Here is a 23,881-nt window from a genome sequence, read left to right on the forward strand (position 1 = left end):
AGCCTCGGATCTCAGACGAAGTCGGCGTGGAGCGCGTGCGGGACCTCGACGCGGTAGGTGTTGAGCGCGTCGTCCAGCTTGATCCGCCCCTTGCGCAGCCATTCGAGCAGCTCGTTCTGCGGCCGGTAGAAGCAGGATTTGCACAGGTCGGTCCTGAGCGGGTTGCTCGACTCCCACTCGGCCCTGGCGCCACCCTCCAGGACTTTCAGGTAGCCGTCCTCGAGCACGTTGCCGATACGGTAGCGGCTGTTCAGGTGCACCTGGGGGCAGGGGTAGAGATGACCGTCCGCGCCGACGGCCGTGACGAAACGGCTGTAGTGGCAGTGGTCGAAGTCGCCCTCGACGGACTCCACCTGGTCCATCGGCCCCCGGTCGAGCTTGGGCACCGAGACCTCGAACTCCTCCGACGACAGCGTGGAGACGTCGTCGAGCGAGGCGGAGACCTCCGCCATGACCTGCTCGATCGTCTCGTGGCCCATCGAGCTGTAGAACTCCGGCTCGAACCGGACGTAATGGGCCCCCGAGTCGCGCGCTATCCGGGCGGCCTGCGAGATCTCCCGGTAGTTCTGCATGGTGATCACGAAGTTGAACCCGATGCGGAAATCCGGGTCGACGGCGTTGTCGCGCAATCTGCGGACGGAGCCGAGGAAGGACGTGAACGTCCGCTCGCGGTCCCGGGTGATGTCGTTGAAGGTCGCCTCGGTGCCCGCGTTGAGGCCGATGCGCACCCAGGTGTGGGTGTTGACCACGCAGTCGGCGATGTCGTCCCGGTGCAGGCGGGAACCGTTGGTGATCAGGCCGATGCGCAGCCCGGCCGCGTGCCCGGAATTGCAGATCTCCGTGTAGCCGCGGTGAATCGTGCATTCCCCGCTGCCACAGAACGTGACGGCCCGGCCGCCGGATTCGGCGAACTCCCGCATGAGCCTGACGCTCTTGTCGGTGGGAATGGCGTCCTTGAAGGAGAAGAGATCGTAGAAATTCTCCTCGTTCGGCGAGTGGAAGTTGCAGAAATTGCAGCGCATATTGCAGGCGCCCATGATGCCGACCCGCATATGGACGGGCCGGAAGCTCTCCCCGTTGACGAACTTCCTGAGAAGGTCCTCGTGGGCGAGGACCTTGTCGGGGGCGTGTGCCTGGTCAAGGGTGACCTCCGCCAGACCGTCCCCGTTGGTGGGCCTCGCCGACCTGTAGCTCTCGTCCGACATTTTTTCATCCCTCGTTCGCGACCAGGTGAGGATTCGATGAAACCGGCTCTTGTATGCCAAAGCCGGCGCGCTGGTGGACGTCGTTTCGATGCGTGTTCGGGTAAGCCGGACTCAGGCCGAAGGGTGTGGCATTCCGGCCCGTGGGAGCGTTCTCCGGGGAGATTAAAACACATCCTAAAGCGGGTCAAGTCCCCTTGTGAGGCATTTTTGGGCACGGTACGGTACATCGGGTTCGGCATTCGCGCGGCCGGAGGGAATTCGTGCAGGTGGAGGGAAACGGCATGACAGAAACCCCATTAGCGTCGCCCCAAATGCCGGGCTCCTTGCCGGACACACGGACGCTCGGGTCCAGGCTGGCCGCCTACGCCTTCCTCGCCAACGATCCGTCGGTCCCCCTGGTGGCCGCCGACTGGTGGGAGATCAGCGGCCCGCACTACAGCGCGGTGGCCGACGCCCTCGCCCACTTCGTGGCCGGGGAGCCCGCCGCGGAGGACCTGCGCCGTTTCGCCGCCTCCCCCGGGGACCGAGGGCTGGAGACCGCCCTGGCCGACGCGCTCGTCCCCCTCCTGGAGCGCTCACCCGCCGACCGCGCGCGCCTCGTGGAACTGATCGCCGCGGCCGACGCGCACGTGCTGGTGGACTACCACAACGGCACGCTGGCCGACCGCTCCGCCGCCGAGGTGTCGGTGGCCGACGTCTCGGCCTGGACGCGGCCGGGCGCGCCGGGAACGCGGGGCACGCGGGCCGTGATCGTGATCCCCTTCCGGGACCGCGTCGGCGGCGCCCGTACCCGCAACCTGCTGGCCTGCCTGGCCGCCCTGCGCGACCAGGACGGTCACGGCGGCGAGGTGAGCGTCACCGTGGTCGAGTCCGACTCGGCGCCCACCTGGCGCGACACCGTCGAACCGCTGGCGGACCACTACGTGTTCGCGCGGCACGACGGGCGTTTCAACAAGTCCTGGGCGGTCAACGTCGGGGTTCGCGAGACCCCGGGCGAGCCCGAGCTGGTCTGCGTGCTGGACACCGACATCCTGGTGGACCGCCGGTTCCTGAGCCGGAACCTGGACCGGATGGCGGGCGAGCCCGAGCTCTCGGCCTTCCTGCCCTACCGCCGCATGTTCTGCCTCGACCCCGAGTCCTCCGCCGCCGCCATCCGGCACCGCTGCGAGCGCGGCGAGGCCGACGTGCCGCTCGACGCCGTACGCTCCCTGGTGCTGAAGGAGCCGCCCGGGGCCTGCCTCTGGACCAGAAGCACGATCTTCGACGCGATCGGCGGGTTCGACGAGCGCTACCAGGGCTGGGGCGGCGAGGACGACGACGTGGTGGCGCGGCTGGAGCTGGCCGGGCGGTTCACCCGGTTCGACGACCCGCTGCTGCACCTGGCCCACCCGCGTCCGGAGATGACCCTGGACGGGGTGCCGTTCAACGCGCACATCGACCCGCTGAGCTGGACCGTCGCCGGCGGGTACGGCGACCTGCGAGGTCCCAGGGGATGACCTCGGCCGTTCGCGCCTACGCGGCGCGCACGTCGGTGCCGCAGGGCGGATCGTTGCGCTTCCGCCTGGCGACCGACGACCCGATGACCGATATTCCTGATGTGACCGATACGACCGGCGGCCCGGTGTCCGACGGTGAGCGTGGCGCGGCCGGCTGCCGGGCCCGGGTGCGCGACGCGGTGACCGGCGAGGTCAGGGCCGAACTGGACGCCTCCGGGCCCTGGTGGACCCTGGAGGTCCCCGGCGACTGGCCCAGCTCGCTCTACGCCGTGGCGTTCACCCCCGGCACCCCCGGAACCCCTGACACCCCCGCCACCCCCGACGCCACCGGCACCCCCGACGAGGAGACCTACTTCGTCGTCAGGCCCCGCGAACCTCGGACCGGCGGGGCGATCCTGGTGTCGGTGCCCTTCCTCACCTGGCAGGCGTACAACAGGGCCGGAGTGCCCGGGGAGGGCCTGTATCCCACCGAGAGCCCCGAACGGGCCGGCCGGGTCACCTTCGACCGCCCCGGCGGCGGACCGGCGGGCAACTGGGAGGACCCCTTCTACCGCTGGCTGAGCCGCAGCGGCCTCCGGGCCGACTACTGCTCCAACCTGGACCTGCACGAGGATCCGGACACGCTGCTGCGCGACCGCCGCCTGCTCGTGATCCCCGGGCACGACGAGTACTGGACCCGGGAGATGCGTGACGCCGCGGAGTCCTTCGTGACGGCCGGGGGGAACATCGCCTTCTTCGGCGGCAACACGTGCTGGTGGCAGGTCCGGCTGGAGGACGACGGCCGGACCATGGTGTGCCACCGCGACGCCCTGCTCGACCCGATGTCCGCGACCGACCCGAGCCTGGTCACCGTGGAGTGGTCGGGGTCCCCCGTCCGCCGGCCGGAGAACAGCCTGACCGGCGTGAGCTTCCGGCGCGGCGCGGGCTGCTGGGAGGACATGGACGCCATGAAGTCCGAGGCGTACACGGTGCGCTTCGCCGGGCACTGGGTGTTCGAGGGCACGGGGCTGCGCGACGGCGACACCTTCGGCAGGGGCGCGGTCGGCTACGAGACCGACGCCGCGGAGTACGCGGAGATCGACGGCGTCCCCCTGGCGACCGGCGCCGACGGCACCCCCGCCGACTTCGCCATCCTCGCCACCGCCGACCTGCGCCACTGGCGGGCCCTGGGACAAGGCGGCCACGCCACCATGGGCATCATGCGCCGGGGGGCGGGCACCGTCTTCAACGCGGCCACGATCGGCTGGGGCGACGCCCTCGACGACCCGGTCGTCGACCGCGTCACCCGCAACGTGCTCGCCCGGCTCGCCGGCGCCCCCGGCTGGTGGGAGCCGATGGGCGGCGGAACGCCCGCGCTCGCGCTCGCCGCCTGCGAGCGGCGGCTCTTCGCCGTCGGCGAGGACGGCGACCTCTGGACGCGGCCGTACCGCACCCAGAACCTGAGGTGGCGGCGGATCGAGCCCGCGCCCGGCCTGGTGGCGCTGGCCGCGCCGCGCGAGGCGACGCCCGGCTCGCCCGTCCTCCTGTACGGCCTGCGCGCCGACGGGCGCGTCGTCGCCCGCGAGCCGGTGACCGGGCCCGCGCCCTGGACGGACCTGTACGACGCCCCGCCGGGGGCGGTCGGGATCGCCCCCGTCGACCAGACCATGTTCGCCGCCGGTGCCGGAGGCGAGCTGTGGTGGCGCCCGCTCGCCGCCGGGCGGTCCGGGCCGTGGACCCGCGCGGGCGACGACGGGCCGAGGTTCGCCGCCCTCGCCCACGTGGGGGGACGACTGATCGGGCTGACCCGCGATGGGGAACTGCGGGTCAGGACGCCGGGCGGCGACGGATGGGCCCCCTGGGGCGCCACCCCCGGGCTGGCCACGCTGACCGGCACCGAGGGCAGGCTCGTCGGTGCCACGCCGGGCGGCGACCTGTTCTGGCGCGAACTGGTCCACGGCGGGACAGCGGGACTTTACGGCGGGACCACGGGACATCCGCAGACCGGAAACGAGGAGTGACGTGCGCCGGATCGAACTCGTCGGCCGACACCGCATCCGCCTGGACGGCGACGCGCCGGTCCCGCACATCGGACCGGGCGACGTGCTCGTCCGGGTGGGGGCCTGCACCGTCTGCAACCGCAGTGACCTGGCCTACTATCACTACTACGGCCTGCGCGACCACTGCGCGACCGGCTGTTTCGGCCACGAGGTCGCCGGCACCGTCGAGGCCGTGGGAGAGCGGGTGACCCGCGTCGAGCCGGGGCGGCGGGTGTTCGTCCGCACCCCGCTCACCTCGGGGTTCGCCGAGTACGCGGCGGCGAGGGAGGTCAGCGTGGGCGTCCTTCCCGACGACGTGCCCTTCGAGCAGGGCGCGATCCTGCAGCTGCTGCCCCTCGCCGTGCACGCGACCCGGGGGGTGCGGCTCGGCGACCGGGTGGCCATCCTGGGGCAGGGGCCGGTCGGGCTGATGGCGCTGCAGGTCGCACGGCTGCGCGGCGCGGCCGAGATCGCCGTCGCCGACCTGGACCCCTGGCGCCTGGAGCGCTCGACGCTCCTCGGCGCGGACCGGACCTCGCTGGTGAAGTCGCCGCAGGCCGTGCCGGAGGAGCTGGGGACGGAGTTCGACGTCGCCATCGAGGCGGTCGGCACCCCGCACACCGCCAACGCCTGCGTCGACCTGGTCCGGCAGAACGGTCTCGTCGTCTTCCTCGGCACCCACCACATCGACACCCACGTCACCTTCGACATGGTCAAGTGGGAGAAGAAGGGGCTGCGGGTGCACAGCTCCGCCGAACCGACCGACACCGCGAGGGCCGAGGCGATGCGGGTGGCCGAGCGGCTGGCCGCCACCTTCACCGGGCGCCTGCGCCTCGACGCGATCCTCACCGCCGTCTACCCGCTGGAACGGCTCCAGGACGCCCTCGACCGGCTCTCCGAGAGCCCCACCCTGCACCCGGCCGGAAGCACCGCGCCGTTCCAGACCCCGCCCCCGGAAACCCTGAAGATCGCTATATCTCCGGACCGGGAGTGAAATGGGGGATCGCCGGATACGGCGACATCGTCCGCAGGAAGGCCCTGCCCGCCCTGCTCTCCCTGGGGGAGAGCGTCACCTGCGTGTGGGGCAGGGACGCCGCGCGGGCTCGGGCGACCTGCGAGGAGTTCGGGGGCTTCCCCGGCGCCTTCGGCACGTCCGACTACACCGAGCTGCTCGACGTGGCCGAGGTCGTCTACGTCGCCACCCCGGTCGCGGCCCATCTGCCCCTCGCGGTCGCGGCGGCGCGGGCGGGCCTGCCGGTCCTCGTGGAGAAGCCGCTCGGCGGGGCGGCGCCCGAGCCGGCCGCCCACGCGGGGGACACCCGCCCCCGCGAGACGGTCTCCGAGCTGGCCACCGCCCACGCGGGCGTCGCCTACTACCGCAGGCTCGCGCCCGCGCTCGGGCGGGTGCGCGAGATCCTGTACGGGCGTGTCGTGCACCGCGCGGTCGTGGAGTTCCGGAGCCACTTCGACCCGGGGCCGGACGACCCCAGGCTCTGGCGTACCGACCCCGCGATCTCCGGCGGGGGAGTGCTCGCCGACGTGGGCAGTCACCGCCTCGACCTGCTCTGCTGGCTGCTGGGAGAGCCGATCGTCACCGGCGCGCGGACGGGCCTGCCCTTCGACCTGGGCGGGGAGCGTGTCGCCCGGGTGGGGCTGGCCTGGCCGTCGGGAAGCGTGGCCGACCTGGAGGCGGCGTGGGTGCCCGGCGCCCGCCACGACCGGTTCCACCTGTCCTTCGACGGCGGCCACCTGGAGCTCGACCCCCTCGACTCGGGGACCGTGCGCGGGATCGTCGACGGGGTCGCCGTCGAGGAGTTCCTTCCCCCGCCGGAGAACCCGCACCTCCCCCTCATGGCCGACTTCGCCCGTAGCGTCAGGGACGGGACCGATCCGGTCTGCACCGTCCGCGACGCCGCCGCCGTCGACCGTCTCATCGCGACCGCCTACGCGCTCGCAACGCCTCTGGAGGAACACCCGTGAACGAGCCCGTCTCCCTGCCCGCCTTCCCCGCGCCGCTGCGCTGGCTGAACCGGCCCGAGGAGTGGAGCGCCGACGGCGACGCGCTCTCCATCGGCGCGGGAGCGGGCACCGACCTCTTCTCCGACCCCGGGGAGCCGAACCGCTACGCCAACGCCCCCGCTCTCATCGGCCGCCTGGACGGCGACTTCACCCTCAGCGCGCGGGTCAGGATCGACCTGCTGTCCACCTACGACGCGGCCGTCCTGCTGCTGTACGCCGACGACGACCGGTGGGCCAAGTTCTGCCTGGAGCTCTCCCCGCAGGGCAGGCCCACGATCGTCTCGGTGGTCACCCGAGGGGTGTCCGACGACTGCAACTCCGTGACCATGGACGGCCGGGACATCCGGCTGCGGATCTCCCGCATCGGCTCCGCCTTCGCCTTCCACGTCGCCGACGAGTCCGGTTTCTGGAACCTCATCAGGTACTTCGCGCTCGACGGTGACCCGGAGGTCGGCTTCCTCGCCCAGAGCCCCACCGGCGACGGCTGCACCGTGCGCTTCGAGGACATCGAGTACTCGCCCAAGCGCCTGTCCGAACTGCGCGGCGGCGAGTAACACGCCCCTTCCGGACGGCCCGGCGAATGAGGCCCGGTCCGGCTGAGAGCGCTCGGAGGCGGGCCGCCTCATCGCCGCCCGCCGGGCCGCCCACGGTGACACGGCGGCCGGCGCGGTAGCCGCCGCCGTGCGCGCCGGGCCGCGACCCTCGGCGGAACCGGCGCTTTTCGTCGGCGCGGGGAGGGTGTTGGATGAGTGCATGGGTGAAGTGGGCGGGGAAGGCGAGCCGGTGCGGGCGGCGGATTCGGAGAGCCCGTCCACCTCACCGTGGAGCGCGCCGTCGCGCCCGCCCCTCGCCCGCGACCCGGGATGGCGTCCCGGTCGTGGCGCGCCGGGCGGAGCGCCCGCTCCCGGCCTGAGCGGTCCGGGTGCGCGGCAGAGCCCCGGAGGCGGTTCCGAGCGCCGCTCGCGCGCAGGGCGCCCGGCGCAGGCCGAGCCGCTGCTGGGCAGGCTCCGGCCGCAGGCCGGGGCGCGCCCGGCGCTTCGTGCCTTCAACCAGCTCGCCCTCGGCTCCTACAACGAGAAGCTGGTGATCGAGAGCATCCGGCGGGCCGTGTCCACGAGCAGGGTGGAGATCGCCGAGCGCACCGGCCTCACGCCGCAGGCGGTGTCGCGGATCACCCGTAACCTGCTGACCTCGGGTCTGCTGACCGAGGACGCCCGCCGGCTGGGAGGCGCGGGCAAGCCGAGGGTGCCGCTGCGGCTGCGTCCCGACGCGGGTTCGGCCATCGGCGTCCACCTCGACCCGAAGATGATCACCGTGGTCGCCGTCGACCTGTGCGGCGACCTGCTCGACCAGCGGCACCTGCTCCTGCCCGAGGAGCCCGACCCGCAATGGTGCCTGGCGCAGATGACCCGGCTCGCCCTGGAGTCGGCCGAGGCCGCCCGCCCCGCCTCCGAGGCCCTGCTGGGGGTGGGGGTCGCCGTGCCGGGCCCGCTCGACACCCGCGCCGGACTGCTGCTCGACCCGCCGCTGTTCCGGGACTGGAAGCACGTGGAGCTCAAGGCCGAGCTGGCCGCCCGGCTGGACGTCACCGTCGTCGTCGAGAAGGACTCCACGGCGGCGGCGATCGGTGAGCGCTGGCTGGGCGCGGCCGACCGCGCCGACGACTTCGTCTACCTCTACCTGGGCGCCGGTGTCGGCAGCGGCGCCTTCCTCAACGGCGACGTCTACCGGGGACGCACGGGCAACGCGGGCGAGGTCGGCCAGCTGTGCGCGATCGCGACCGGCTGGCTCACCCCGGAGGGTGGCCCCACACTCGTCCCCGAGTGCGCCCCCACCTCCACGGTGGTGGGTCGTGCCAGGGCCGCGGGCATGGTGATCCCGCCGGGTGACGCCGCTTATGAGTGGGTCTGCGCGGCCGCGGCGGACGGCGACCGGCGGGCGGTCACGGTGATCGAGGAGGTGGCCCGCGTGATCGGCCTGGGCGCCGCCGGGCTCATCGACCTGCTGGACGTCGAGCTGCTCATCATCGGCGGTCCCGCCGTCCTGCCCACCGTGGCCGACATCTACCACCGGCAGATCGCCGCCGCCGTGAACGGGTTCCCGATGGCCAGGCACCTGCGCGAGGTGGAGGTCGCCCAGTCGCACCTCAACCGGGCCGCGGCGGCGGTGGGGGCAGCCTCCAGCGTGTTCCACGAGGTGTTCACGCCCAGCCTGGGCTCACGGACGCGAACGGCGCATCCGGACGCCGTGTGACCGATCCGGATGTCGTGTGACCACTCCGGACGTCGTGTGACCGCGCCCGCCGACGGCGGGGGAACTTTACAGGGACGGTGACGGGGTTTCGCCATGGATTGACATAGTCAATCCAATGGATTTACATATCCGTAACCTTCCTCACCCCCCATCAAAGGCGAATTTGTGAACAACCGTCACAAACCCCTACTGAGGGCGGCGCTCGCCGTCTCCCTCCTCGCGACCGCCCTGGGCTGGTCGGCCACCACCCCGGCCCTCGGCGCCCAGGCCGCCCCGCCCACCGTGAAGAACAAGGTCTACGCGGGCTACCAGGGCTGGTTCAACGCCGCGGGCGACGGCTCGCCGCTCAACAACTGGCGGCACTGGTCCCGAGGGACACAGCCGTCACCGGGCAACCAGACCTTCGAGCTCTACCCGGACATGAGCAAGTACCCCGCCTCGGCCAGGTACCAGACCGGGTACGCGGCGCTCGGCAACGGCCAGCCCGCGACGCTCTTCTCCTCCTACCCGACGGCCGTGGTCGACCAGCACTTCCAGTGGATGAGCCAGCACGGCATCGACGGCGCCGCGATCCAGCGCTTCGGCAGCGACGTCTCCACCCCCGGCTCGGCCAACGCCCAGGTCCGCAACACGATCACCTCCAGGGCCAGGGACGCCGCCGAGAAGTACGGCCGAGGGTTCTACGTCGAGTACGACGTCAGCGGCCTGACCGACGCCAACGTGGAGCAGGTCCTCACCCGGGACTGGACCGACGTGGTCACAGGCCAGCTCCACCTCACCGACTCCCCGGCGTACGCCAGGGAGAACGGCAAGCCCGTGGTCGAGATCTGGGGCTTCGGCTTCCCCGACCGGCCCGGCACGGCCGCCCAGGCCGAGCGCATCGTGCGCTGGTTCAAGGACCGCGGCCTGTACGTCATCGGCGGCGTGCCGCGCGAGTGGCGCACGGGCGGGGGCAGCAAGCCCGGCTTCGCTCCGGTGTACCGGGCGTTCGACATGATCTCGCCGTGGATGGTGGGATACGTCGGCGACACGAACGGCCTGCTCACGGGCGACCGTGACGCGCTGAACGCGACCGGCCAGGCGTACCAGCCGGTCATCTACCCGGGCTTCGCCTGGTCCAACTGGAACGGCGGCGCGCGCAACATGATCCCGCGCCGGTCCGGCGACTTCATGTGGGAGCAGGCCACCAGCGTGCGCCGGGCGGGGGTGCCGCAGGCGTTCATCGCGATGTTCGACGAGTACGACGAGGGCACGGCCCTCGCGCCGGGCGCCGAGGACTCCTCGCAGGTGCCGACCAACCAGTACTTCCTGACCACCAGCGCCGACGGCAAGTACGTGTCGTCGGACTTCTACCTGCGCCTGGCGGGCAGGGCCACCCGCATGATCACCGGTCTCGACCCGCTGGTGACCACGGTGCCCATCCCGCTCAGCGCCGGTCCGGTCTTCTTCCGCACCAGCGTGGAGCAGGGGACCGACGCCCAGCCGACGTGGACGAACACGCCGGGCGGCGGCGGCACCACCAACGTCACCGGCCAGTCGCTCGCGGTCGCGACCAACGAGGACAACCAGATCGGCTCGTCCGCCCTGCGCATCCGGGGCACCGCCTCCTCCGCCGCCGCCTCGCACGCCTACTTCCAGGTGTTCGACGTGAACATCCCGGTGACCGCCCCGACCAAGCTGCAGTACTCCTTCCTGCCGAAGGACGCGGGCGGCCGTAACGTCTCGGTGGACTTCGTGATGACGGACGGCACCACGCTCCGCGACAGCGCCGCCGTCACGACCACCGGTGCCGACATGCACCCGGGTACGGCCAAGGGCACGGTCGGCTCGTGGACGCGGATCCAGAGCGACTTCGGTTCCGCGCTGAACGGCAAGACCATCGACAAGATCCTCGTCGGCTACGACCGCAGCGGCACGGCCGGCGCCTTCACCGCCTACATCGACGACCTCACCATCACCAACTCCTGACCCCCGACCCCGGCCGGGGTACGGTGCCCGCCGCGGCGCCGTACCCCGGCCGGGCCATGTCACGTGCGCCGGCCTGCTGGAACGCGGACGGGGTCGCCGGGCTCGGCGCGGTGGCGAGTGGACGGAGTGAGGCCGGATTACGGCGTCCTGTATCCCATCTTGTAGGTGCCGTAGCCGTTGGAGGAGACCACCTGGTAGCGGTAGAAACCGGCCGGGCCGGTGTAGTTGATCTGCTCGTCCGGATTCGGGGTGTCGGAGGTCATGACGGTGGTCCAGACTCGGTTCTCCCACCGTTGGAGGCGGAGGTCGAAGTCGACGCCGTCGTTGGCGTCCAGACAGCCGAGGTGAGAGCCGGCGACGGTCGTCTGGTAGTAGCGGCCGTTCGGCTGGTAGGCGCTCTGACCCTCGGTGAGGGTGCCGACGACCTGCTTCGGCTGGGCGGCGCAGATGCCGGGCTCCGGTGAGATGGCGCCGCTGTCGGTCAGCAGGGTCAGACCATAGGTGGTGAGGATCTCGCCGATCGGCTGGAAGTAGGTGACGCCGCCGGTGTCGCAGTCGCCCGAACCGCCGGAGGTGACTCCTTGCGCCTGGTCCACGGCGATGAAGGAGCCGCCCGAGTCGCCGGGTTCGGCGCAGACGCTGGTACGCGTCAGTTCGAAGACCGTGCCCCGGGCATAGGTGACGCTCGCGTTGCGCTGCCGGATGATGCCGCAGTGCCAGTCGGTGGTGGAGCCGGACCGGCAGACCGAGGCCCCCTCGATGGCCTCCCTGGAGCCCGCGACACTCACGGTTCCGCCACTGGCGTTGTTCACCACCGGCCTGAGTGTCCAGTCCGCGTTCACCGCGACCCAGGAGTAGTCGTTGAGCGGAAAGCTCGCCGCCTGGAAGATGCCCTGGGCGGCCCGGTTGGCGCCGGTCGTGGCATCACCGGTCTTTCCGCAGTGACCGGCACTGACAAAACCCCGCTGAGTCCCGCTGGTCACCGAGAAACCGACCGAACAACGACTCGTGGGACCGACGTAGTAGGCGTCACCACCTCGTATGTCACCGAGGGGCCGGGGGCGCTCGGCGGACTCCACCGCGCGCACGACGCTGGTGTCTAAATCCGACGCCTGGATGAGATCCTCGGTCTGCAGGGGGACGGGCGTGAGGACGACGACCCTGTTGTTCCGCACGTCGATGAAGCGCACGTTCCCCCCGTGCACATGGTTGGGCAGCGTGAGGTCGGTACGGTTCATGATCTTGTCGAGCTCCGAGAACGACCGCTTGACGAGCTCGCCCTGGGCGCCCGCGGCGATGATCTGAGGGATGTCGGAGGAATCGGTGGTGGCCACCACCAGGGTCTGCGCGACGGTTCCGGTGAACCAGGAGCCGCCGAAGTGCGCGCCGATCTGGCTGCGGAGCCTCGCCTCGATCGGTGCCAGGCGGGCCTCGTTGAGCAGGCGGATCTGGGCTTGCTCGCTGGTGAGTTTGAGGTCGCGCTGGAGTGCGGAGAGCATGTCGGGCGGCGGTTTCCAGCCGGGTGGAGCGGCCGGGGGGCTCGGCGTCTGCGTCTGCGGCTTGGCGGCGACCGTGGTGGCCGTCAGGGTGATGGCGGTGACCGCCAGGATGCACCCCGTGGTAACGGCACGTCTGCAGGACATGGATCTTTCTCCTCGACCTCGGCTTCCCGGGCGTGAGGGGAGGACGCCACGCATCACAGGTTGGTCATGCGATGTGGGTGACGCCACCACCCTAATTCAGCGGTCGCCGTTCAAGGCCGCGAAGACCGTACGCCGCGCGGTAGGGATTCCGAGCCGGATCCATCGGACCCGGACTGCTTCACCTCCGTGTACCCCAGGGTGTAGGGGCCGGCCCCGCTGAAGGCGAGCACCAGGTAACGGTAGTCACCGGGTGCGCCCTTGTACCTGAGCTCTTCGAAGGGATTGGAACTGTCGGCGGAGGCGACGGTGACCCAGTCGGAACCGCTCTGTTTTTGCAGGTAGAGGTCGAAGTCACTGCCGGGGGTGCTCTCCAGGCAGCCGTAGTGGTCGGCGTCGACGGCCGTGTGGTAGTACCTGCTGTGGGGCTGGTAGACGAACCGGGGGCTTTTCAGCGTGCCGTTGATGATGGTGCGGTAAGCCTGGCAGGTGCCCGCCGTCGCGATGGGTTCCACGTCGTTGACCATCAGGGTCAGGTCGTAGGCCGACAGGATCTCGTGGATCGGCTGGACGTAGGTGAATCCGGCCAGATCGCAGTCACCGGAACCTCCGGAGATGACTCCCTGGGCCTGGTTGATGGAGATGAGGGAGCCGCCGGAGTTGCCGGGGATGCCACAGGCGGTGGTACGGGTCAGATGCTTGACGACGCCCTGGGGGTAGGTGATGTCGGCGTCGTGCTGCTGGATGGTGCCGCAGTGCCAGTTGATGACGGCGCCGGACCCGGACAGGCAGGCCGAAGCGCCCAGGATGGCCTTTTTGGCTCCGTAGACGTGCACGGTGCTGCCGGTGTTGTTACCCACCAGTGGCCGGGGTTTCCAGTCGTCGTTGACTTCGACCCAGGAGAAGTCCTGGCCGGGGAAGGTGGAGGCTTGGACGGTGCCTTGGGGGCGTCGGTCGTAGCCGGTGGTGGTGCTGCCGGGTGTGCCGCAGTGTCCGGCGCTGATGAATCCTTTTCGGGTGTCCTTGGTCACCGAGAATCCGACCGAGCAGCGGGTGGTGGTGCCGATGTAGTAGGCCTGGCCGCCGACCAGGTCGGTTTCCGCAGGGGTTTTCCGGTGGGCGCGCAGTAGCCGGGGGTGTTCGGTCGAGGCGGTCACCTGTACCGCGTCCGGTTCGACCTCGGCGGTCCTGACGGCCTCCAGAGCCGCCTTGGGATTGTCCGTCAGAATCACGACCTTGTTGACCCGCACGCCGACGTAGCGCACGCTGCTCAGCTTCGCCAAGGCGGGCAGGGTCTGGCTGAGTTTCTCCTTCACCTCCTTGAGATCGGCCAGCGACCGGCTGACCAGCAGGGGCTGGGCGCCCAGCGCGGAGATCTGGGAGAGGTCGGCGGAATCGGTGGTGGCCACGACCAGGGTCTGCGCGCGAGGCGGCAGGAGCCAGGAGCCGCCGAAGTGGTCGCCGATCCGTCTGCGCAGGCTCGCCTCGATCGGGGTCAGGCGGGCCTCGTTGAGCAGGCGCGTCTCGGCCTCCTCCTCGGTGAGACCGACATCGCGTGCGATCGCCTCCAGCATGCCCGGCGGGGGTTTCCCGGCGAGAGCGCTGGGGGTCCGTGCCGTCGGGGTGAGAGCGCTGAGGGTTCGTGCCGTCGGGCGGGTGGCGACCGCCGGGGTGGCCGTCAGGGCGAGAGCGGTGATCGCCAGGACACATCCCGGGACGACGACATGTCTACGGGCCATGACTCTCCTTGACCTCGGCCTTTCAGGCGTGAGGGGGAGATCGTGTCGCATCGTCGGGCACGGGATACGAGCACCGTCACTTTAACGCACCTGTTATCGGTCACCATCTCTGAAGCCCTACGCCACGCAGAGATCGTTCCCAGTCGGGCGGCATCGGGCGGCTCGTCCCCGTCGACGGGCCCTCGCGGGACAAGGCGCGCATCCTGGCAGGCGTGTTGACGGCTTTGACGGTGACGGCCCCGGCGTCACGTGTCGGGCGGTCGTGCGCTCGTGCGCTCGTGCCGGGGAACCCGGTCGCGCACCCTGGCAGGCGTGTTGACGGCCTTGACGGTGACGGCTGAACTAGGGTGGCGATGCCCGGCATCACATGTCCGGCGGTAACGCGGAGTGCTCTCCCCTCATGCCTGGAAGGCCGAGGTCAAGGAGAGTCATGGCCCGTAGACATGTCGTCGTCCCGGGATGTGTCCTGGCGATCACCGCTCTCGCCCTGACGGCCACCCCGGCGGTCGCCACCCACCCGGCAGCACGAACCCTCGGGAAACCCCCGCCGGGCATGCTGGAGGCGATCGCACGCGATGTCGGTCTCACCGAGGAGGAGGCCGAGACGCGCCTGCTCAACGAGGCCCGCCTGACCCCGATCGAGGCGAGCCTGCGCGGAGAGATCGGTGACCACTTCGGCGGCTCCTGGTTCGCCGGAGACGTCGCGCAGACCCTGGTCGTGGCGACCGTCGATTCCACCGAAGTCCCCGTGATCGCCGCGCTGGGTGCCCGGCCACTGCTGGTCGACCGGTCGCTGAGCGAGCTCAGAGCGGTCAGGGCGGCGGTGGACGCGGCCCTGGCCGGAGGCCGCGGCGCCGCCGCGAGCGTGCGTTACGTCGACGTACGCACCAACAGGGTCGTCGTCCTGACGGACAATCCCAAGGCGGCTCTGGAGGCCGTCAGGACCGCCGAGGTCGAACCGGACGCGGTACAGGTGACCGCCTCGACCGAACACCCCCGGCTACTGCGCGCCCACCGGAAAACCCCTGCGGAAACCGACCTGGTCGGCGGCCAGGCCTACTACATCGGCACCACCACCCGCTGCTCGGTCGGATTCTCGGTGACCAAGGACACCCGAAAAGGATTCATCAGCGCCGGACACTGCGGCACACCCGGCAGCACCACCACCGGCTACGACCGACGCCCCCAAGGCACCGTCCAAGCCGCCACCTTCCCCGGCCAGGACTTCTCCTGGGTCGAAGTCAACGACGACTGGAAACCCCGGCCACTGGTGAGCAACGGCAGCGGTGGCACCGTACAGGTCAGCGGCTTCAGGATCGCCGTCGAGGGGTCCTCGGTCTGTCACTCCGGGTCCGCCTCCGGCTGGCACTGCGGCACCATCGCACAGCACGACGCCAGCGTCACCTATCCCCAGGGCACCGTCTACGGGCTGACCCGCACCACCGTCTGCGCCGAACCCGGAGATTCGGGCGGATCCTTCATCTCCGTCGAGCAGGCCCAGGGGATCACCTCCGGTGGCTCCGGCGACTGCGCCTCGGGCGGGGTCACCTACTTCCAGCCGATCCTCGAAATTCTCACGGCCTACGGCCTGGCCTTCTCCGTCGGAGAGACCTCCCTGCCGGGTCCGGGCACGTGTACCAGCTATCCGCGCGTCTTCACCGGCACGCTGGAGAGCCGGAGGTCCGCCTACTGGCCACAGGAACGCGGCTTCGTGACGACCGTCACCGGCACCTACTCCGCCTGCCTGTCCGACGAACCGAGCCGCGACCACGACCTCTACCTGGAGAAGTGGGACGGCGGGGCCTGGGTCGCCGTCGCCGCCTCCGAACGTCCGGGCTCCTACGAGGAGATCACCTACTTCGGCCCGCCGGGACGATACCGCTATCGGGTGTTCGCCAGCGCGGGCTCGGGCCCGTACATCCTCGGGCACGAGGAACCGTGACGGTCGGACCGTACGAGAGAACGAGGTGGGCGCCGGGGCCAGGCCGGGCGGCCCGTACGTCAGGTGGGCTTCGGCGCGGGGACGGTCGCGACGTTCTCCGGCTTGTCGTTCTCCGGCTTTTTGGTCTCCGGCTCCCGGGGCGGGTCGCCGAGCTGTTCGCGGAGGTAGTTCCACAGTACGGCGATCAGGGCGGCGACCGGTACGGCGAGCAGGCTGCCCACGATGCCCGCCAGGCTGCCGCCCAGCGTCACCGCCAGCAGGATCACCGCCGCGTGCAGGCCGAGGCCGCGGCTCTGCACCATGGGCTGGAACACGTTCCCCTCGAGCTGCTGCACGGCGACGATGATGGCGAGCACGATCAGCGCGTCCGTCGGGCCGTTGGACACCAGCGCGATGAGGACCGCGACGAAGCCCGCGAACAGGGCGCCGATGATGGGGATGAACGCCGAGACGAAGGTCAGGACGGCCAGGGGGAGAACCAGCGGCACGCCCACGATCCACAGGCCGAGGCCGATGAAGACGGCGTCGAGCAGGCCCACGAAGGCCTGGGAGCGTACGAACGAGCCGAGGGTGTCCCAGCCGCGTCTGGCCACGACCGGCACGTCCGTGGCGAGGCGGCCGGGGAGCTGGCGGGTCAGCCAGGGCAGGAAGCGCGGGCCGTCCTTGAGGAAGAAGAACATGAGGAAGAGCGCCAGGACGGTGGTGACCAGGCCGTTGACCACGGTGCCCACCCCGGTGACGGCGGCGGTGACGATGCTGCCGACGCTGTCCCGGATGCGGGTGGCCGCGGTGTCGAACGCGGTGCTGACCTGGTCGTCGCCGATGTTCAGCGGCGGCCCGGCCGCCCAGTCGCGCAGGTGCTGGATGCCGGTGCCCACGCCGGTGGCCAGTTCGCCGGCCTGGGACGCCACCGGGACGGCGATCAGCACCATGGTGCCGGCGGCTACCAGGAGGAAGAGCACGGTCACGGCCGAGGCGGCCAGGGTGGGATGCCAGCCGTGCCGGCGCAGGAAGCGGGTCACGGGCCAGGTCAGTGTGGTGAGGAGCAGGGCGATCACGAGCGGCCAGATGACAGACCACATCCGGCCCAGGATCCACAAACCCACCGCGGTCATCAGCACGACGAGCAGCATCTCCAGGGAGATGCGGGCCGCGGTGCGCAGCGCGGTGCGGGTTTTCTTGGCATTCAGGGTGGCAGGCACGAGAACACCCTAGACAGATGGGTGCCCTGCGAGAATCCCTCACCCCTGTGGGGGCATGGCGCCCGTACACCGTCATGGACCTCTGGCCGGACGTCCGGCCGCGTCTACCGGCGCACCGGTCCGGTGATCCCCTCCGATAAGGCGGTCACTCGCGAAGAAGCTCTGGGGAGACCGCCTCGGGCACCGGCTCCCCGCCAGGGGGCGGTACGGCGGGCACCGGTTTGACGTAGGTACCGTTGCGGCGGGCCAGCAGCTCCTCCAGAAGGGCGTCCCACCTGGCGCCGACGGACTTCACGTCGTAGGTGACGGCGGTCGCCAGAGCACCCTCGGCCAGCCGGTGACGCAGCTCCTCGTCCTCGATGACGCGGATGAGGGCGGCGGCGAGGTTGGCGTTGGTGCGCGGCTTGACCAGCAGCCCGTCGACCTCGTCGGTGATCATCTCCTTGGGGCCGTGCGGGCTGTTGAAGCTGACGATCGCCAGCCCCTTGGCCATCGCCTCCAGGATCGTCATGGGGAAGCCCTCGTGGCGGGAGCTGAGCGCGAAGATCGAGGCTCTCTCCAGCTCGGCGCCGACGTCGGCGGTGGGGCCCGGCAGCTCGACCCTGCCCTCCAGCCCCGCCTCGGCGATCTGGGCGCGCAGGTTGTCCTCCTGCGGGCCCGCGCCGAAGATGCGCAGGGTCCAGTCGGGGTGGGCGGCGGCCACGCTCTCCCACGCGGTGATCAGGCGGTGGAAGCCCTTGAGCCTGGTCATGCGGCCGACGGCGACCACGACCTTGTGCTCCAGCCTGGAGATCCCGCCGGTCATGGGCGGTACGGCGTTGGGGATCCTGGCCAGCTTCCCGGGTTTGCGCCGCAGCGTCTCGCGGTAGTCGCGCATGTCGGCCCTGGTGAGGGTGACCAGCGCGTCGAAGTTGCGGTAGCGACGCTTGACGAGCTCCTGCATCTCCTGCGGCTGTCCCCGCAGGGCCACATGCTCCTGGCCGATGGTGATGACACCCGGCGGGGCCAGCTGAGCCAGCACCAGGTTGAGGCCGGGCCTGGTGGCCATGATGACGCCGGTGTCGACCGAGCGGATCCATCGGGCCAGTCGCAGGTCGGTCCACACGTTGAAACGGTGGTAGGCGGCCTCCTGCGGCGGGATGAGCTTGCTCGGCATCTTCGACAGCCGGCCGCGCAGACCGGTCCGCGGGACCAGCCTGTCGTCGAGGAAGCGGAACCTCACTCTCGGGTCGACGGGGAAGAACGGCTCCTCCGCCTCCTTGAGAATGGAGACGATCTCCACGTCGTGCCCGGTCGAGGCCAGGTAGCCGGCCAGGTTGAAGACCGTTCTAATGGTGCCGCCCATACCGTACGCGTGCAGGAGCAGGATTTTGATCTGGTGTGTGGACGGGGGTGGCGCGGCCCGTTCGCGCCTTCGGTCGTGGGCTTTGAAAAGCTGGTAAACGACCGCCTTGCCCTTGCCTGCCAGTGCACGCACCCGTAGGGGTCCCCTTCTCGCTTGTTTCCGGACTCACGCGCCTGTCAGTCCCCGTGGCGCATTCCTCCGCTTTCATCTGCTAGACGCTTCGAGGGGGTGAAACGTTGCAAAAAATACTTGAGCGCGGGCGGGTCCCGGATTGCGCGCGCGCCCACCACAACCTGGCGACGGCTCCGGCGTCGGCCGCGTCCAGCGCTGGGAGACACCCCGTTCCCGTGGCCTGAGAGGAGTCGGCGAGCGGGCGGGAGAGACGCTCCGGAATGGGCGCCCGGTTGACATTCCCTCCGGCTGTAATAGAGGCTGTTACAGCAGGAGGGACGATGGCAGCGAACAGCCGGCTCACGATCGCCGTGCACATTCTGACGTGGTTGTCCCTCGCGCATCGGCGCGGAGCGGAGGTGCTCACCTCCGACCAGGTCGCCGCCAGCGTCAACACGAATCCGGTGATAATCCGGCGCAGTCTCGGTGACCTGCGGCGGGCGGGCCTGGTGGCCGTGCGTCACGGCGCGGGGGCGGGGTGGTGCCTGGCCCGCGCGCCGGAGGAGATCATGCTGCTCGACGTGTACGACGCCGTCGAGCGGGAGCCGTTGTTCGGCATGCACCACACCGAGCCCAACCTCGAATGCCCGGTCGGCAAGGGGATCCGGCCCGCGCTGGGTGATGTGTACGGCAGGGCCGAGCTGGCCCTGCGCGCGGAGTTGGGGCGCACGTCGATAGCCGACGTGCTGCGCGAGACCTTGCTGGTGAGCTAGCGGCCCCTGGGCCCGGCGGCCTTCGGCGCGCCCTTTGTTGTAACAAAATTTGTTCCAGTGAACAGAAGGAGATCCTCGTGGACGGCGCACGATGCCCGGTCGTCGAGCTGAGGCAGTACACGCTGCACCCTGGTCAACGCGACGCGCTGATCAGCCTTTTCGATCGGGAGTTCGTCGAGTCACAGGAGGCGGTCGGCATGACGGTCCTGGGACAGTTCCGCGACCTGGACGACCCGGACCGGTTTGTCTGGCTGCGGGGATTCGACGACATGCGGCATCGCGCCGAGGCGCTCGGCAGCTTCTACGGCGGGCCGGTCTGGAAGGCGCACCGCGAGCAGGCCAACGCCACGATGATCGACTCGGACGACGTACTACTGCTGAGGCCCGTTACGGCGCGGACCGGCTTCCCGGCCCCCGCCGCCGCCCGGCCGCCGATCGGCGAGACGACCCCACCTCCGTCGGTCGTGCTCGTGACGATCTACTACGGCGACGGCCCGTTCGACAAGACGTTCGTGGAGTTCTTCGACCGGCAGATATGCCCCGCTTTGACGGAGGCGGGCGCCACGCCGCTGGCCTGCCTGCGGTCCGAACACGCGGTGAACACCTTCCCGGCGCTGCCGGTGCGGACCGGCGAGAACGTCTTCGTGTGGTTCGCCCGATTCGCTGACGAGCGGCACCTCATCGAGCACCTGGACCGTCTGGAGCACTCGGATCGGTGGCGCGACAAGGTGCTGCCCACCTTGTCGGCGATGCTGGCCAGAGCCCCGCAGCGGTTGCGGCTGGCTCCCACCGCGAGATCCCTGCTGTGATCTCATCCAGGCCGTGAGAGCACTCCAAGGGTGCTTTGATCCGGTGTCCGTCGGGTGACCGGCCCGGGGCGGGCGGGGAAGGTACGCGGGGTCACCGGCCCCGGCTCGCCGGCGCGGATCACCGTGATGCCCGCCGGGCCGCCGCCCGGCGTCACCGTTGAACGTCGCGGACGCGTCGCGGCGATCACGGGTGGGCCAGGACGAGGGTGAAGTCGCCGGTCGGGTCGGTGTACTGGCGGATCATCCCGAAACCGGCCGCGAGGAGCTCCCGCCGCAGTCCTTCGGGGCGGAACTTGGCGCTGATCTCGGTCCGCATCTCCTCCCCGGCCGCGTAGGAGACCCGCAGGCCGAGGTCGCCGATCCGCACGCGCATGGCGCGGCTCGCGCGCAGCCGCATCTCGATCCACTCGTGCCGCTCGTCGTACAGCGCGACGTGCTCGAAGGCGTCCGGCTCGAAGTCGGCGTCCAGCTCCCTGTTGATCACGTGCAGGACGTTCCGGTTGAAGGCGGCGGTCACCCCGCTCACGTCGTCGTACGCCGCGACCATCCGGCCGGTGTCCTTGATCAGGTCCGCGCCGAGCAGGAAGGTGTCGCCGGGGCGGAGCGTGGCGCGTAGTTCCTTCAGGAACACCTCGCGCGCCGCCGGGGTCAGGTTGCCGACGGTCCCGCCGAGGAAGGCCACCATCCGCCGTCCCGTACGGGGCAGCAGGGCCAGGTGCGCCTCGAAGTCGGCGCAGATCGCGCGGACGGTCAGGCCCCGGTAGCGGGAGGCGAGCCGATGCGCGGCCTCGCCCAGGGTGGCCGCGTCGACGTCCACCGGCGTGTAGGCGCGCAGCGTCCCCCTCGCGGCGAGGGCGTCCAGCAGCAGGACGGTCTTCTCGCTGCTCCCGGAACCGAGCTCGACCAGGGTGTCCGCGCCACCGCGTACGGCGATGTCCAGGGCCTCCCTGCGCAGGATGGCCAGTTCGCGGCGGGTGGGATAGTACTCGGGCAGCCGGGTGATGCGGGAGAACAGCTCGCTGCCCGCCTCGTCGTAGAACCACTTGGGCGGTAGCCACTTCGGCGTCGACGCCAGCCCGGCGCGGACGTCGTGTTCGAGTGCCTGGCGAAGATGGTCGCGGCCGAGGTGGTTGACCAGGCTGATGGCTGTCTGGCTGACGGACACGGGGCCTCCTGGGTGTGTGGGCCACGATCCCGCTCGCCGGTCCGTGGCCGGGTGCTGTGCTTTCCCGTGGTCTCGCCCACGCCCGGTCACAGGGGCTGGACGCGCACCCCGTCGGGTGAGGCGAGGACCAGGGTGTGGTCCGGCACGGCGAGCCAGCCGGGCCGGTCGTCCAGCGGCTCGCTCGCCACGAGCACGCCGTCGCGCGGGTGGCCGTCGAGGCGGAGGAAGAGCGTGTCGCCCCAGGCGGTCGCGGCGATCGACATCCCGTCGCAGGCGAGCAGGTTCAGGCGGGCGCGGGGATCCTTCAGCCCGGCGCGGGTGACGACCTCCGCCAGGGCCTCGCCGAGCGGATCACCCGCCCGCCGCCGGGCGAACACCGCGGCGGCGAGCCACGCGGAGTCGCAGGAGCTCTCCGCGTCGTCGGCGAGCTCCCTGACCGCCTCCCGCGCGACGCGGCCGTTGTGGCTGAGCAGCCACGTCCCGTCGGTGAAGGGCGCGGTCGCGGTCTCCTCGATCGGCATCCCGGCACTGGCCGACCGTACGGCGGCCAGCAGGCAGCCGGAGCGAGCCGTCCGCGCGAGGCCCGCCAGGTTGGCGTCCGTCCAGGCGGGAATCGTCCGGCGGTAGCGGACCGGTTCCGCGTGGGCGGCGTCGTACCAGCCCATGCCGAAGCCGTCGGCGTTGATCGTGCCGTGGCGCTGCAGGCGCGGGGAGTGGGACTGCCGGAGCAGGCCGTGGATCGGCTCGTGGATCAGCGAGGCGAGGGTGCGGGGAGCGCCCAGCCAGGACGCGTGGCGGCACATCTACCCGCGCTCCGGGGGGTGTTCCGCCGGGCGTTCCGGGGAGCGCCGCGCGGAGCGCCCGGGGGAGCGCCGGGGGGAGTGCTCGGAAGAGTGCTCGGGGGACGCCGAGCGGGCGCACCGGAAGCCGGAGAAGATCTGCCTGCGCTCCGGGCGGTCCCAGTTCCTGAACGTGGTGCGGACCACGGAGGGGTCGGACGCCCAGGATCCGCCGCGCAGTACCCGGTAGCGGGAGCCGAAGAACACCTCGCTGTACTCGCGGTAGGGGAAGCTGCGGAAGCCGGGGTGGGGCAGGAACCACGAACCGGTCCACTCCCACACGTCCCCGATCATCTGTTCGGCGCCGCAGGGACTCGCTCCCGAGGGGAAGGCGCCGAGCGGCGCGGGCCGTGCCGCCCGGTGCCCGAGGTTCGCCGTGCCGGGCCCCGGGGTGTCCTCGCCCCAGGGGTACGTGCGCGCCCGCCCGGCCTCGGCGTCCCAGCCACAGGCCTTCTCCCACTCGGCCTCGGTGGGCAGCCGCCTCCCCGCCCACCGGGCGTAGGCGTCGGCCTCGTACCAGCACACGTGTTGCACGGGCTCGTCCATGGGCACGGGCTCGGTCCTGCCGAAACGGGTACGCCACCACGTGTCGCCGTCCCTGGTCCAGAACAGCGGGGCGAAGGCGCGGCTGCGCTGCAGCCAGCGCAGGCCGTCCGGGGCCCACCAGCGGGGGTCGTCGTAGCCGCCGTCCTCGATGAAGTCCGCGTAGGCGCGGTTGCCGACGGGCAGCCTGTCGATCCAGTAGCCGGGCAGGTCGAGCCGGTGGGCGGGGCGTTCGTTGTCGTAGGCCCACGGCTGGGTGTCGGTGCCCATCATGAAGGGGCCCGCGGGGACGAACACCTCGCCGGAGCCCGGCGGGCCGCCGGGCGGCAGGTCGCCGTCGCGGACCAGGTCCGGCCGCCCCGACAGCTGCAGGGTGGCGAGCATCGTCTCGTCGTGCTGGTGCTCGTGCTGGATCACCAGGCCGAAGACGAAGCCGTACCGCCGCAGGGGGTCGGGGTCGTGCGGGTCGACCGTGTCCAGGACGTCCAGCACCCGGCCGCGTACGCCCTCGATGTAGCGGCGCGCCTCCACCGGCTCCAGGATGGGCAGGGACGGGCGGTCCGCGCGGGGATGCTTGAACGCGTCGTACAGGTCGTCGATCTCCGGGCGGAGCGGAGTGATCCCGCCGACCTGCCGCAGCACCCACAGCTCCTCGTAGTTGCCCACGTGGGCCAGATCCCACACCAGCGGTGACATCAGCGGCGAGTGCTGCCTGACCAGCAGGTCGTCCTCGGCGTCGGTGTAGGCCATGGAGCGGTTCCGCGCGGCGGTCAGCTCGGCGGCGATCCGTTCCTTGAAGTCGCTCATCAGATAC

The 23,881-nt window shown here is 70.9% G+C and carries 18 protein-coding genes; 10 read left to right on the top strand and 8 right to left on the bottom strand.

Features of this window, described 5'->3' with window-relative positions:
* Nucleotides 1–11 precede the first annotated feature (11 nt).
* Nucleotides 12–1,205, bottom strand: a complete 1,194-nt coding sequence (locus ABD817_RS16605; protein WP_344918833.1) for a radical SAM protein — start codon at nucleotides 1,203–1,205, stop codon at nucleotides 12–14.
* A gap of 311 nt (nucleotides 1,206–1,516) precedes the next feature.
* On the opposite strand from ABD817_RS16605, the gene ABD817_RS16610 reads away from it, so the two are divergent.
* From ABD817_RS16610 to ABD817_RS16640, 7 genes are all read left to right on the top strand, one after another.
* Nucleotides 1,517–2,701, top strand: a complete 1,185-nt coding sequence (locus ABD817_RS16610) for a galactosyltransferase-related protein (protein WP_344918834.1) — start codon at nucleotides 1,517–1,519, stop codon at nucleotides 2,699–2,701.
* The gene (locus tag ABD817_RS16615) at nucleotides 2,698–4,701 is read left to right on the top strand and encodes a N,N-dimethylformamidase beta subunit family domain-containing protein (RefSeq protein ID WP_344918835.1); all 2,004 of its coding nucleotides are present in this window, start codon (nucleotides 2,698–2,700) and stop codon (nucleotides 4,699–4,701) included. Before ABD817_RS16610 ends, ABD817_RS16615 begins: the two co-directional genes overlap by 4 nt.
* 1 nt (nucleotide 4,702) lies before the next feature.
* A complete protein-coding gene (locus ABD817_RS16620) occupies nucleotides 4,703–5,713 on the top strand; it encodes a zinc-dependent alcohol dehydrogenase (protein WP_344918836.1) in 1,011 nt (336 codons plus the stop codon).
* Complete coding sequence (locus ABD817_RS16625) at nucleotides 5,710–6,699, top strand: Gfo/Idh/MocA family protein (protein ID WP_344918837.1); 990 nt, start codon at nucleotides 5,710–5,712, stop codon at nucleotides 6,697–6,699. The genes ABD817_RS16620 and ABD817_RS16625 overlap by 4 nt, the downstream gene beginning before the upstream one ends.
* A complete protein-coding gene (locus ABD817_RS16630) occupies nucleotides 6,696–7,292 on the top strand; it encodes a DUF1349 domain-containing protein (protein WP_344918838.1) in 597 nt (198 codons plus the stop codon). Before ABD817_RS16625 ends, ABD817_RS16630 begins: the two co-directional genes overlap by 4 nt.
* A 199-nt stretch (nucleotides 7,293–7,491) precedes the next feature.
* Nucleotides 7,492–8,991, top strand: coding sequence for an ROK family transcriptional regulator (locus ABD817_RS16635; protein ID WP_344918839.1), 1,500 nt, complete (start codon nucleotides 7,492–7,494; stop codon nucleotides 8,989–8,991).
* 165 nt (nucleotides 8,992–9,156) lie between these two features.
* Nucleotides 9,157–10,959, top strand: coding sequence for a glycoside hydrolase family 99 protein (locus tag ABD817_RS16640; RefSeq protein WP_344918840.1), 1,803 nt, complete (start codon nucleotides 9,157–9,159; stop codon nucleotides 10,957–10,959).
* Between the two features lie 137 nt (nucleotides 10,960–11,096).
* On the opposite strand, the gene ABD817_RS16645 is transcribed toward ABD817_RS16640, so the two are convergent.
* Nucleotides 11,097–12,602: a S1 family peptidase gene (locus ABD817_RS16645; protein WP_344918841.1), complete on the bottom strand. Its 1,506-nt coding sequence runs from the start codon at nucleotides 12,600–12,602 to the stop codon at nucleotides 11,097–11,099.
* Nucleotides 12,603–12,712: 110 nt separating this feature from the next.
* Nucleotides 12,713–14,338, bottom strand: a complete 1,626-nt coding sequence (locus ABD817_RS16650) for an alpha-lytic protease prodomain-containing protein (RefSeq protein WP_344918842.1) — start codon at nucleotides 14,336–14,338, stop codon at nucleotides 12,713–12,715.
* Nucleotides 14,339–14,768: 430 nt separating this feature from the next.
* Here ABD817_RS16650 and ABD817_RS16655 point away from each other — a divergent pair, with 430 nt between their 5' ends.
* Complete coding sequence (locus ABD817_RS16655; protein ID WP_344918843.1) at nucleotides 14,769–16,280, top strand: S1 family peptidase; 1,512 nt, start codon at nucleotides 14,769–14,771, stop codon at nucleotides 16,278–16,280.
* Nucleotides 16,281–16,339: 59 nt separating this feature from the next.
* On the opposite strand, the gene ABD817_RS16660 is transcribed toward ABD817_RS16655, so the two are convergent.
* Nucleotides 16,340–17,482 carry an AI-2E family transporter gene (locus ABD817_RS16660; protein WP_344918844.1) on the bottom strand — a complete coding sequence of 381 codons (1,143 nt, stop codon included), beginning with the start codon at nucleotides 17,480–17,482 and terminating at the stop codon, nucleotides 16,340–16,342.
* Between the two features lie 145 nt (nucleotides 17,483–17,627).
* Nucleotides 17,628–18,959, bottom strand: a complete 1,332-nt coding sequence (locus ABD817_RS16665; protein WP_344918845.1) for a glycosyltransferase family 4 protein — start codon at nucleotides 18,957–18,959, stop codon at nucleotides 17,628–17,630.
* 320 nt (nucleotides 18,960–19,279) lie between these two features.
* Here ABD817_RS16665 and ABD817_RS16670 point away from each other — a divergent pair, with 320 nt between their 5' ends.
* Nucleotides 19,280–19,711, top strand: a complete 432-nt coding sequence (locus ABD817_RS16670) for an Rrf2 family transcriptional regulator (RefSeq protein WP_344918846.1) — start codon at nucleotides 19,280–19,282, stop codon at nucleotides 19,709–19,711.
* Nucleotides 19,712–19,788: 77 nt separating this feature from the next.
* Complete coding sequence (locus tag ABD817_RS16675) at nucleotides 19,789–20,520, top strand: NIPSNAP family protein (protein ID WP_344918847.1); 732 nt, start codon at nucleotides 19,789–19,791, stop codon at nucleotides 20,518–20,520.
* 184 nt (nucleotides 20,521–20,704) lie between these two features.
* Here the strand turns inward: ABD817_RS16675 and egtD are convergent, their stop codons facing one another.
* The 3 genes from egtD to egtB all read right to left on the bottom strand — a co-directional run bounded on the left by egtD (nucleotide 20,705) and on the right by egtB (nucleotide 23,874).
* Nucleotides 20,705–21,685 (bottom strand): L-histidine N(alpha)-methyltransferase, encoded by a 981-nt coding sequence (gene egtD / locus ABD817_RS16680; RefSeq protein WP_344918848.1) that lies wholly within the window; start codon nucleotides 21,683–21,685, stop codon nucleotides 20,705–20,707.
* 86 nt (nucleotides 21,686–21,771) lie between these two features.
* Nucleotides 21,772–22,488, bottom strand: a complete 717-nt coding sequence (egtC, locus tag ABD817_RS16685) for an ergothioneine biosynthesis protein EgtC (protein WP_344918849.1) — start codon at nucleotides 22,486–22,488, stop codon at nucleotides 21,772–21,774.
* Complete coding sequence (gene egtB / locus ABD817_RS16690; RefSeq protein WP_344918850.1) at nucleotides 22,489–23,874, bottom strand: ergothioneine biosynthesis protein EgtB; 1,386 nt, start codon at nucleotides 23,872–23,874, stop codon at nucleotides 22,489–22,491. It abuts the gene before it with no gap.
* Between the last annotated feature and the right edge of the window lie 7 nt (nucleotides 23,875–23,881).

The organism is Streptosporangium oxazolinicum, from assembly GCF_039537505.1.
Lineage (GTDB): Bacteria > Actinomycetota > Actinomycetes > Streptosporangiales > Streptosporangiaceae > Streptosporangium > Streptosporangium oxazolinicum.